The 12,882-nt window shown below is 34.1% G+C and carries 8 protein-coding genes; 1 reads left to right on the forward strand and 7 read right to left on the reverse strand.

Going from position 1 to position 12,882, the window contains the following annotated elements:
* Positions 1–10: 10 nt before the first annotated feature.
* The gene (locus tag DK442_RS26220; protein ID WP_109438890.1) at positions 11–1,771 is read right to left on the reverse strand and encodes a RagB/SusD family nutrient uptake outer membrane protein; all 1,761 of its coding nucleotides are present in this window, start codon (positions 1,769–1,771) and stop codon (positions 11–13) included.
* A gap of 17 nt (positions 1,772–1,788) precedes the next feature.
* Positions 1,789–4,914 carry a TonB-dependent receptor gene (locus DK442_RS26225; protein ID WP_109438891.1) on the reverse strand — a complete coding sequence of 1,042 codons (3,126 nt, stop codon included), beginning with the start codon at positions 4,912–4,914 and terminating at the stop codon, positions 1,789–1,791.
* A gap of 940 nt (positions 4,915–5,854) precedes the next feature.
* Here DK442_RS26225 and DK442_RS26230 point away from each other — a divergent pair.
* Positions 5,855–7,054 carry a family 16 glycosylhydrolase gene (locus DK442_RS26230; RefSeq protein WP_200825176.1) on the forward strand — a complete coding sequence of 400 codons (1,200 nt, stop codon included), beginning with the start codon at positions 5,855–5,857 and terminating at the stop codon, positions 7,052–7,054.
* Between the two features lie 267 nt (positions 7,055–7,321).
* Here DK442_RS26230 and DK442_RS26240 read toward each other — a convergent pair whose 3' ends face one another.
* Genes DK442_RS26240 through DK442_RS26260 form a run of 5 tightly spaced genes read right to left on the reverse strand, consistent with a single transcriptional unit; the run spans position 7,322 to position 12,852 of the window.
* Entirely contained in the window at positions 7,322–8,338 is a 1,017-nt protein-coding gene (locus DK442_RS26240; protein ID WP_109438892.1) for an L-rhamnose/proton symporter RhaT, read from the reverse strand.
* Between the two features lie 55 nt (positions 8,339–8,393).
* Complete coding sequence (locus DK442_RS26245; protein ID WP_109438893.1) at positions 8,394–9,443, reverse strand: aldose epimerase family protein; 1,050 nt, start codon at positions 9,441–9,443, stop codon at positions 8,394–8,396.
* 52 nt (positions 9,444–9,495) lie between these two features.
* Positions 9,496–10,590 carry a mandelate racemase/muconate lactonizing enzyme family protein gene (locus DK442_RS26250; protein WP_109438894.1) on the reverse strand — a complete coding sequence of 365 codons (1,095 nt, stop codon included), beginning with the start codon at positions 10,588–10,590 and terminating at the stop codon, positions 9,496–9,498.
* 17 nt (positions 10,591–10,607) lie between these two features.
* Positions 10,608–12,059: an aldehyde dehydrogenase gene (gene aldA, locus DK442_RS26255; RefSeq protein ID WP_109438895.1), complete on the reverse strand. Its 1,452-nt coding sequence runs from the start codon at positions 12,057–12,059 to the stop codon at positions 10,608–10,610.
* A gap of 28 nt (positions 12,060–12,087) precedes the next feature.
* Positions 12,088–12,852 (reverse strand): SDR family NAD(P)-dependent oxidoreductase, encoded by a 765-nt coding sequence (locus DK442_RS26260; RefSeq protein WP_200825177.1) that lies wholly within the window; start codon positions 12,850–12,852, stop codon positions 12,088–12,090.
* Positions 12,853–12,882 lie beyond the last annotated feature (30 nt).

Raw genomic sequence — 12,882 nt, forward strand, 5'->3', positions numbered from 1 at the left:
CAATTTTTTATTAACCACCAATTTGATCGTTTGTTTGTAATTCAATAGCAGGTACCGGTAAATAATCATGAATTTGTGGGTTATAATTTTCACTAGGAGTACGAAAATCTGGTCTTACTTTCTCCCTAATGAATAAAGGGGCAACCCCTGCACCACTGCCAGGCACATTAGGATCTGCAATTACATCTAAAATTCCTGATTGATTTTGGGTTCTCCACAACTCATCTTGGGCAAGCTCATTCAATACACTTCCTGCAATTCCCCAACGTACTAAATCTTTCCATCGAAAACCTTCAAAACATAATTCTAATGGTCTTTCTACTCTTCTAATATGAGTTCTTACACTTTCTACACTTGCAACTGCAAAAGATCGTGGCCTTGATGCTACCTGTTCACTAATATGAAACTCAGGAATGCCTCCATCATCTGTTATGTATTGTCTTAATGTAATTACACCTGCTCTTGTTCTCACTCTATCTATGAAATCAATAGCAGTATCAAAATCTCCATTAGCTTCTAAAACAGCCTCTGCATACATTAAATAAACATCAGCCAATCGAATAACTCTATAATTAATTTCGGATCTTCTATTACCATCTTCCTGTTCGAGATGATACCAGTTCGAGTATTTTTTAACATAAGAACTTTGTCCAAATACCCATCCAGGTCTACTTCCTATTGGCAAACCATAATAAAGTCCATCTCCATCAATAGGTACTATACTTGCTCCCATTCTTTTAGACTGGATATTACCATCATTAATAGGGTTACTGGGATCAATTTCATCCCTAACAAAAAGTTCATGCATGTAGTATGTAGGCAATATAGTATTAAAACCACCAAACCTTAGATGGCCAGTCGATAGCGCTACATCAGCTGTTTCTGAACCTGCTACACCTGGGTAATTGTCTACAACAATACCATTTCCTCCTGGATTAAACTCTACAGAAAAGGGTACTTCAAAAATAGATTCTACATTAAAACCTTCTTCATGAGAGAAATTATCTAGGTTATTAGGAGCCAAACTATAAATACCAGCATCAATAACTTCTCTAAATTCTCCGGCTGCTTGAGACCATTCCTTACTATATAAATAGCTTTTTCCTAACAAAGAAGTAGCAGCTCCCCAGGTAACCCTTCCTTCTTCATTATCAGGCCATGACTGAGGTAAATTTGCTTTGGCGAATAAAAGATCTGGTAGAATCACCTGATCGGTAATTTCTTCTATTGAACTAAATGGAATCGATAATTCTTCATTCGTATTAGGAACTGAAGTTCTTATCACACCGCCACCATAAGAATGTGCTATCTCAAAATAGAAATATGCTCTTAGAAAACGAACTTGAGCCTCTACCAAAATAGCTTCTTCTTGAGTAGGGAAAACGTCACTATTAACTTCTAACTGGTCAAGGATCTGATTTGCTCTAAAAACACCAATATATAATGCACTCCACTTATTAACGACATGAGCATCTCCATCATTAACATTTAAATTGGAAAGACGAAACCATGGAATATAAAAATCCTCTGATCCAGCCTCATCTCCACGTACCATTTCCAAAGGTATCCCAGCTCCACTAATTGCCTGAAATTGTAATGCACCATATGTAGCAATTAAAGCGGCATCAAAATCTTGAGGAGTCTTCCAAAAAGTAGCTTCTGTAACTGCATTTGGGTTTTCTATATCTAACACATCTTTATCGCAACTTATCGTAAGAAGCGAAATAAAACATAATATCAGAAAAACTTTAATTTTATTATATTGTATCATAATACTTAATATTTTTTTTAGAAATCAAGTTGAAGACCAAATAAAAATCTTCTTGTAATAGGATAAGACACGGCATCTACTCCTCTTGTAAAAATTCCATCTCCAGCTACTTCGGGATCAAAACCTGTATAATCTGTAAAAGTAAAAGGATTTTGCGCTGTAGTATAAATTCTAACTTTACTGAAAAAATCAGGTAATGAAGTCTCTGGAATAGAATATCCTAATGTGATATTACGTATACGCAAATAGGATCCGTCTTCTAAAAAGAAGTTTGATCTAGGTCTAACACTACTAGAGATTCCGTTATCTCGTGCTGGAATGTCAGAGGTTGGATTTGACGGTGTCCATTGGCCAAATTGCTCTAAATGTCTACCATATACAAAAGCTACTAAACGAGAAGCATTATAAACTTCGGCACCATAAGCCAAATAGTTTTGGATAAAAAAATCAAAGCCTTTATATTCTAAGTTTATATTAAGACCCGCTTCAAATTCTGGTTGACCCGAACCTGAATATACTCTGTCATCATCATTAATCAGACCATCTCGAGCATCAGGAACACCATCCCCATTGGTATCAACAGTAAGTTGATCTATAAAAGCAAGGTCACCTAGCTGTGCTGCGTTACCACCAATTCTACTATTATAATCATCGACCTGTTCCTGGGTTTTTAAAATTCCATCATTTTGAATTAAGAAGAAGGCACCTGCTTCGTATCCTTCAGCCAAGAAAGTTGTTAAATCATTATTCGCTTGACTAAATATAGTCTGTCCCCCAGCAAAACCTCTTGATACACCATTAAGATCGGTAACTTCATTTTTATTTTTAGTAAAAGTCCCAGATACACCCCACTTTAAACCATATTTTGTTTGGTCTCTATACGATAATGCAATTTCAATTCCTTTATTGGTAAGATTTCCTGCATTTACAAGGCGAGCTCCAAAAACATTACCTTGGACAGGGGTATTAGCTCCTGCAGAAGCAGGTAATCTCTCTTGTAACAAAAGATCTTCTCTGTCATTTTGATACACATCCAATGTAAGGTTCAATTTATTACTAAACATTCCCAAATCAAGACCTATATTTTTAGATATTTTAGTTTCCCACTTGATATTTTCATCAAAAAAGCGTCGGGCAGTTTGACCAAATTCTAATTCACCACCAAAAATATAATTTACCCCAGTTTCAATTTGTGGATTAAACAGATACGGGGGAATATTTTGATTTCCAATTTCTGCCCAACTGGCTCTTATTTTTAAATTGTTAATAGCGTCTAGGTTTGCATTCCTAAAGAATGGTTCTTCACTAACATTCCAACCTACAGAAAATCCAAAAAAGTTACCAAATCTATTATTAGGCCCAAAATTAGAAGATCCATCCCTTCTATAACTTCCAGAAATAAGATAACGATCATCAAAATTATATTGAATCCTCGTTAAAAGTCCTGTTAAAACGTTCTTGGTATCAATTCCAAGTGGGGTTGTACCATTTTCTCCTTGTGAAAGCACGCTAGTTGCATTACTGGGCAAACCTATTATACCCGTTTGAACATTTTTTGAATCAAACTGTTCATAGGACGTCAATGCTAATAATTTTAAACCATGCTTCCCAAAATCTTTAGAATAATTTATAGAGTTTTCTATAGTACTTCTTTCAGAAAATATAAAACTTTCGTCAAGTAATGCATCTACATTAGAACCATTGGGGACAAGTGCCCCAGTATTATCGAATAACAGATATTGAGGTCGAAAGAATTTACGCCTGAAATCAAATGTGTTTCTACCCAAATTAGCTCTATAGGTTAACCCCTCAAGAATTTCAAAATCTACACTAAATGCAATATTAGAAGTTCTTGTCACTCTATCATCTTCATTATTAAGTAATCTTGTTAAAAAACCTAATAATACTGGGTTTGAACTACTACCTTGATTTAATTGAACAACTCCGTTTACAGGACTTATATCTGCAATTGGAGCCTGAAAAGGCCTTTGAGATATTGCAAATTCATATAAGCCAAATGGTTCTTGTTCTCTATTTTCTTCGGTAAACCCAATACTAGAGAATATTTTAAGCCTGTCCTTTTTGTATTCACCAGTTATCCTGGTAGTTAACCTATCAAAACCCGAATTAATCAAAACACCATCTTGTTCAAAATAAGAACCATTAAGGTTAAGTGTTAAATTTTCGCTTCCCCCGGAAACGTTAATACTATGATTTTGCATTAACGCATTATCATTTTGGATATCATTAACAAAATCACTATCAAAATCTAAGGCATTTGGACTCAAAAACAATAATTGGTTTGTAGTTCCTAATCTTTCATTAACTGCTAAATCAGAAAAATACTGTTGATCAGTATTCATTAAAGGAATTCCCGAGGTGATATTTTGGGCAGCAATGTACGTATCATATTCTACTCTTAATTGTCCTTTATTTCCTCTTTTGGTAGTAATTAAAATTACACCATTTGCAGCCCTTGTACCATATATAGATGCAGAAGCTCCATCTTTTAATACATTTATAGATTCAATTTGATTTGGAGCTATGTTTGGATTACCTTGAAAAGGTACTCCATCAACTACAAACAAAGGCCCTAAAGACCCTGGACTCAAAGACCCGACACCTCTAATCTGAATATTAGCGACATCGCCAGGACGGCCATTAGCCTGTATGTTAACACCTGCAATTTGCCCTTGTATCGACTCTCCCAAATCTGATACAGGAGCTTTGGAAATGATATCTGAGCTCAACCTTGTTACAGCTCCAGTAACTTCAATTTTCCTTTGAGTACCGTATCCAACCACAACAACTTGCTCCAGCTCTTGACTTGATACCTCCATAACCACATTAATTGTAGTTTGCTCCTCTGTCTTAATGGATTGCGTTATAAACCCAACTGATGAAAAAACTAAAATTTCACCTTTGTTGACTTTAATAGTATAATTTCCATCAAAATCTGAAACAGTTCCCCTGTCAGTCCCCTGTACTAAAATATTTACCCCAAGTATAGGAATACTACCATCTGTTATTGTACCTGAAATATTTACTTTTTCTTGCGCTTGTGTAGTCGCAGAAAAAATGATCAAAGTAAACATCCATAACAAATGATATTTTCTTTCAAAAATTGTTTTGTTTTTTTTCATAAATAAAATAGCTTAATAAAAATCTGTGTCTTTTGAAGATTCCGCATGTTTTTAAAAAACCTATCGCGAAATATTCAAAACAAACATATAAATCTTAAATTTTTATTAAAAAAAAACAGACTAGACTAAAACTAGACGGTCATTTCTTAGGTATAAAACCAAGTCTAAAAAGCTAAAAAACAACTACTTAATTTAAAACGAATGATCTCGGGAATTTTGGATTTTGTGAATTTTTAAAAATTTGTATCCCTTATATTTTATCTGTATCTAAAATTACATAGTAGTTAAACATACTCACCTATTATTAATGAATTGACATTTTTAGGTATTTGATATTATTAAAATCAAAAAGCTCTTTTCTCAAAAAAAACATATCTGCTTATTTTTTTATTACTTGTGTTGATCAAAACAATTTCAATAGTTTTTGAACACAATAATAAATGAAGACTTTATATTATTTCAATCAAATAAATCCCAGTATACCATAGTAAAAACCTATAATTATACGATAATGCATAGACTCATCATCAATATAATCTGTCTTGTTAATTTGTCTTTAAAAAAGGATAGATAACGAAAAGGGTATAGGGGTTCTTTTAAAGTCTTTTTAAGTTTTATCAGAGTATTGTATAGTTTTTGTCTAGTGTCATTTTTATTCTTAAAAAATAAAGAGTACTAATTTTAAAGCATCAAAATTCTGGGCAATACCATAGTCTTTTTTGTTTTAAAACCTCGAAAATGATTTCTAATACTATTTATAGTATTCTTTTCTTCCGTTTTTTGAGTCTTTTATTAAACAAAAGACAGATTATTTATTCATAAATCTTTATGCTTTATAATCGTCTTTGCGCTTTACAGTATAGACTAAAGAATAGAGTGACGACTAAAAAAATCCATCTCTTAAAGCCCTGAATAAAATAATTACTTAAACTAAATTCTTATGAAAATGAAACTGTTTTTATTAATCACTTGTGCCTATGTTTTTATTAATTCCTGTTCTAGTGATAATACAACTACCGAAACTCCAATAACAGAAGCAGAAACTCCTGACCCAGAACCAGATCCTGATCCTGTAGATCCAGATAGTGTTGGCACTGATTGGGAAGGTATCGCCGTTCCTGCTTCTGCGGGTGAAGGTAAATCATGGAAGCTACAAAGCGACTCCTCTGATGATTTTAATTACTCCTTTGCAGCAACCTCAGCTGAAGCTACTTTTGGAAATAAGTGGACTAATTTTTATCATAACAATTGGGAAGGTCCCGGACCTACAAAATGGGTAAGACAAAATGTATCTGTTTCTGGTGGCGAATTACAAATAAAAGCATCTAGAAATGATGGTGAAATGAAATCATTTGATGTAGATTGTGATACCGACGGAGTAACAGAAACCTGGACTTTACCCACGACAAGAGCCGGATGTATAACCTCTACCAAAAGAGTCTTATATCCTGTATATATCGAAGCTCGTGTAAGAGTAGCAAATGCAGTAACTGCTTCTGATGTTTGGTTATTAAGTCCTGATGACACACAAGAAATTGATATTATCGAAGCTTATGGCGGAAAAGGTGAGGATGATCGAAATGTTTGGCTTGCAGAACGCGTACATTTGAGTCATCATACTTTTATTCGTGATCCTTTTCAGGATTATCAGCCTACAGATATTGGTAGTTGGTGGAGAAAAGACGGAGTAAATCAATGGGGAGGAAAATGGGTACGCGTAGGAGTATACTGGAGAGATCCTAAGCATCTTGAATATTACATAGATGGAGAACATGTAAGAACATTATCTGATAATGCTTTTGCAAGTCGTGACATAAATGGTAATTGGCAATATACCTATCCCAAACCTTTAGAAGGAGGAATAATTCCTAAGGGCGGAAATGGGTTTCAGGCGACAAATACTGCTACAAGTCTTGAAGAAGCTCAAAATTCATCAACAACAAGTGTAATTGATCCATTAAATTACTTGGCAAATGGAATGAACTTGGATAAAGAAATGGATATTATCATCAATGTTGAAGATCAAAACTGGAATGCTTGTAACGGACGTACACCTAAAGATTCTGAGATTCAAAACACAGATGACCATACATTTAAAGTAGACTGGATTCGTGTTTATAAACCAATAGATGCTAATTAATCTTTTTATCTAAATATAACAACAAAAAGCAGCCTTGTATTCTTACCAAATACAAGGCCGTTGTTTTAACATATTTGAAATAGTTAAAAAAGTTTGATTATAAAAAAATAGAGAGATTTCTCCCTAAAAATCAAACTCAATATATTTTAAATTATATAAAATTTATAAGTATCCTTATAAAGAATGGTACCTTTAAGATCATAGTTAAATCTTGACTTCTATAATCAAAATTTTCGATCAAAAAATTCAGCTAAAAGAACAACAATTTTATTGCATTCCGTTTCCTACTGCAATAACAACAACTCCTATAGTCATAGTTATCAAACCTAGATATAAAAACATTTTAGGTTTTGTACCGGTTTTACTCCATTCACCAGTTAAGAGTCCTGTAATTATAGCAACTGCTACACATGATGTATTAAAAATCGCATAACCGACTGTATTACCCGAAGACCCAAGTTTATAAGCTGCAAAGGCAAACGTTCCTGAAGCAGCAAAATTCAATAAAGCCATTATAAAAGTAGATATTATGTTTTTGCCTGTATGAGAAGAACTAAACTTACCCCATAGTTTTTTTACACTCAATTGATACATAAAATAAGGTATAACAAAAAGACCTCCAGAAACATATATGACAATCATCACCATAACGGCAGTTACCCATTCTGGATTTCCTGCTTGTTGACTAGCTTCATGTAAATAAGGTCTTCCAAAAGCATTAGCATAACTAAAGCCTGTTGCTAATAACCCACCTGCAACGGCTATAATAATACCAATGATCATAGACGAATTTTTATTATTACTGGTATCTTGATTTTCTGTATTTTCATTTTGTCTAAGAATACCTGCTTTTCCGTTAAAGAACACACCTAAAAGCACAATAATAATTCCTATTAAAATCACGCTAAACACATTGGAAGGTGGTAAACCATCTACAAGAAATGGCAACAATGAACCTACTAAAATTACAGTCCCTATGAATATAGAAAACCCTAAGGACAAACCAATATGATTAATTGCTTTACCCCACATCATTGCTCCAACTCCCCAAAGAACACTAGCAAAAACCATTTTCCAAAGAATATCTGTAGGGATATTAGTAATAATACTATTAAATCCTGTAACTAATAAAAAACCCGCCGCAATCGGAATGATGAACATGTTAATTAAAAACATCATTCCCCAGGTATTCTCAAATTCATAGCCTTTGGTGTATTTTTCTGGTAATGCATATAAACCTAACATGAGACCTGCAATAATGGCAATTAAAACTCCTAAAATCATAATATTGAATTTTACTTAGATGAAGTGTGAATATTTATTTGTTGTATGGTATTTATTAAGTAGTGTAAAATTTAAAGATTGTTTTACTGGTGTATGGGTCTCCCGGATATGTGATTGCTTTTGGAGCGATATCAAGATTTGGACCATTAGGATATCTATGCGTCTCACAACAAAAAGCTTTATATCTACCATATTGATCTCCATTTTCTCTTTTTAAATGGTCTGAAGTAAAGTATCCCGAATAAAAAAGCATTCCAGGTTCTGTAGTTAAAACATCCATTGCTCTACCACTTTTAAAATGTTCAATAGAAGCTACTTTCTTTAGTTGGAAATCTTTTTTAAAAAGGAAGTACGTATCAAAACCTGTTTCCATCTGATTCAAAGCTTTACTAAATAGTTTTCCTTTTCTAAAATCTTCCGGTCGATCAACCACTTCTATTTTATTACCTTGCGGAACTCCTTTTTCATTTCCTTCAAGAAATGCTTCAGAATGTATCGTTACTTTATGGTTGTGAACAGTTTCTTTAAAACCCGACAAATTAAAATAAGAATGGTTGGTTAACGAGATAGGAGTGGCTTTATCTGTCTCTGCATGGTAAGAAATAATTAATTCATTGTTGTTATTAAGGGTAAATCGTGCTTTTACATTTACATTTCCAGGATAACCCTCTTCCATGTGGCCGCTGTGAAGAGTTAATGCTAAAAGAACTTCATTTTCTCCTTCTGTAGATTCATCTATTTGCCACATACGTCGATCAAACCCTTGAATTCCACCATGCAAATGGTTTCCTCTATCATTTCCTGCAAGGGTATACTCTTCGTCTTCTAATCTAAATTTACCTTCATGAATTCTAGAAGCATATCTACCTATTGTTCCTCCAAAATAAGGAGCATTATTTTTATACTCCTCAGAAAAATACCCTTCTATATTTTCAAAACCACAAGTAATTTCCCTGACATTACCTTTTGCATCAGGAGTAAGAATAGATGTGATTGTAGCTCCATAATCTGCTATTTTTACCACCACACCATTATTATTAGACAATGTATATAGGGATACTATATCTTTTTCGAAGTTTCCAAAATTTGTTTTCTCTATTTTCATAATGATCAAAATGGGTGGTTATTATTGTTGTTAACTGCGATTTCGGTTATACTTATTTTTTTTCGAAAGGATTTAGCTTTTTCCAGTCAAAAACTACCCCTATCCCAGGAAAATCTGGAGCCACTGCCCTGTGATTTTCAACTACCAAAGGTCTGGTTGTGTATTCATCAATTGGGAAACTATGTACTTCAAGCCAACCTGCATTTTCTTGTGAAGAAACCAAACTAACATGTAGTTCCTGCATCCCATGTGAACATACAGGAATACTATGTTCTTTAGCCATTTTTGCTACCTTAAGCCATCCTGTTACCCCACCACAATTGGAAGCATCTGGTTGTATAAATGATAGCCTGGATTGTTTAAAGGCATATTCAAATTCATGAATGGTATGTAGATTTTCTCCCATTGCGAGGGGAAAACCTGTTGTATTTACAATTTCGCCATAACCTGTATAATCATCTGGTATTATAGGCTCTTCAAACCAGGTTATATCAAACTCTTTGAACCTTTCAATAGCCTCTATTGCCTTTTCAATACTCATCGAGTAATTAGCATCGACCATAAAAATTATGTCAGTACCTATGTACTCTCTAACCGCTTTGATTCTTTCTATATCCTCATCCAAATTTTCTCTACCAATTTTAATTTTGACAGCATTAAATCCTCTGGACAAATATGCTTTCATATTATTAAGGAGTTTCTCTATAGGAAACATTAGATCAATCCCCCCACAATATGCTTTACACGTATTATTTGCTCCTCCTACTGCTTTCCATAATGGTTGTCCCATCTTCTTACAGCGAATATCCCAAAGCGCAATATCAATAGTAGAAATTGCAAAAGAGGCTATTCCTCCTCGGCCTACATAATGTATATGCCACTCCAGAAAATCATAGATTCCCTCGATATCAGATCCATCTTTACCTAATAATACATTTTTAAAATCATGTTCGAGCATTGCTTTAATGGCATGACCGCCTTTTCCACCTGTATAGGTATATCCAGTTCCTGTACTGCCATCACTAAGGGTAATGGTAGTTGTGACTAATTCAAAATGATAATGATCTCCATGTTTAGCATCCGATAATACTTCTGGTAAAGGCACTTCGAATAACCTAATATCAATTTCTATAATTTCGTTATTCATATATTTATATATTCGATTTATTTATAGTTTAGGTAAAAAGTCTTCTTTTCTAAGTATTGCTCAAAACCATATTTACCATCTTCTCCACCACTTCCAGATAATTTATATCCGTTATGAAATCCTTGATGTTGCTCACCATGCCCTCGGTTTATATAAATTTCTCCATATTCTAATTCATCTTTACATCTCATTATAGTTTTCATATCTTTTGTAAATATCATTGCTGCTAAACCATATTCACAATCATTTGCATATGTTACAACCTCTTCAAAAGTTTTAAATTTTAGGACTGGTAAGATTGGTCCAAAAGATTCTTCATGAACAATAGTCATATCCTGTGTTACATCGGTAAGTACTGTTGGTTCGAACCAGTACCCTTTTTCAAATTTGGATCCTTTTGGTCGCTTTCCGCCTGTGGCTATGGTTGCTCCTTCTTTAACACTAACTTCTACCAGATGCTCCATGTGTTTTAATTCTGAAGCATTTACTTTAGGTCCCATATCTGTATCTTCTAACATCGGATCCCCAACCTTAAGAGCTTTTGTAGCTGTTATAAATTTATCCATGAATTTATCATAGATTCCCTCATGCACATACATGCGTTCATTACATGTACAAACCTGACCGCAATTATCAAAACGAGAATGTAAAGCAGAAGCTACGGCTGCATCAATATCTGCATCTTCAAACACTATAAAAGGTGCTTTTCCTCCTAACTCGAGTTGAACATGAGTTAAATTTTGAGCTGCATTTCTAGCAATTTGTTGTCCTACAGGAGTAGAACCTGTCATGGTAATCATTTTTGTAACAGGATGTTCTACCAAAGCATTCCCCATAGCTCTTCCCGGTCCTGTTACAATATTAATTACCCCATTAGGAATCCCTACTTCTTTAGCTATATCTCCAAGTTCTAAGGTAGCAAGAGGTGTTTCTGAAGTGGGTTTGATTACCAAAGTATTTCCCGCGACCAAAGCTGGTCCTAATTTTCTTCCGGCTAGAGCCAAAGGAAAATTCCAGGCGGTAATAGCTACTACTACACCTCTTGGTATTTTTTGGATCCATATTTGCTCATTTTCATTATCTGAAGGTAAAATATCACCTTCAATTCTTCTAGCCCATTCGCAAGCATATTGAATAAAAGTAGCAGTAACTTCTACTTCCATTCTAGCTACTTTAAGTAATTTTCCTTGTTCTTTTACTAATAATTCTGCTAAATATTCTTTTTTAGCTAATATTTTATCGGCAAATTTATATAGTAATTCAGCTCTTTGTCGAGCAGGAATTTTCTTCCAGGACTTAAATGCTTTATCTGCTGCTTCAAGTGCATTAATACCTTCTTCAGGAGTTCCATTTTGTATCTTGGCAATCACTTCTTCTGTTGAAGGACTTATAACATCAATAGTTTCTCCAGATGTTGATTTAACCCACTCCCCATTAATAAACAGTTGATATTCTTTTACGTTGCTCATTTTATTATTTTTTGATGTTGTTCACTAATTATCTCCCCATCCATCCTCCATCAACAACTGTAATGGAACCACTCATATAATTTGCAGCTTCGGATGCTAAAAACACTACAGGGCCAGCAAAATCTTCGGGATTCCCCCATCTACCAGCTGGAATTCTAGAAAGAATTGAAGTAGATCTATCTGGGTCATTTCGTAAGGCTTCTGTATTATCTGTTGCAATATATCCCGGTGCAATAGCATTTACATTCACTCCTTTTCCTGCCCATTCATTAGCAAAAGCCATTGTCATCTGGCCAATAGCTCCTTTACTAGCTGCATATCCAGGTACAGTAATTCCTCCTTGAAAAGTTAGCAAGGATGCTGTAAATATAATTTTACCATCCCCTCTATTAATCATCTCTTTTCCTATCTCTCTGGTAAGGATAAATTGAGCATTTTGATTCACCTCAATTACTTTATCCCAGTATTCATCAGAATGTTCTGCTGCTGGAGCTCTTAATATTGTTCCTGCATTATTCACTAGAATATCAATAACGGGAAAGTCTGATTTTACTAGATTAATAAAGTTGTACAAAGATTTTCTATCAGAAAAATCACATTGATATGCCTTAAAGGTTTTTCCTATTGCATTTATTTCTTTCTCTATTTCACTTCCTTCTTTTTCTAAACTAGCCGAAACACCAATAATATTTGCTCCTGCTTGTGCTAGACCAATTGCCATAGCTTTTCCTATTCCTCTTTTACAACCAGTTACCAGGGCGGTTTTTCCTTCTAAACTGAATTTATTTAAAATACTCATTAATTTGTGTGTTGTTAGTTTATG

Origin of the sequence: Aquimarina sp. AU119, assembly GCF_900312735.1 — a bacterium.
Lineage (GTDB): Bacteria > Bacteroidota > Bacteroidia > Flavobacteriales > Flavobacteriaceae > Aquimarina > Aquimarina algiphila.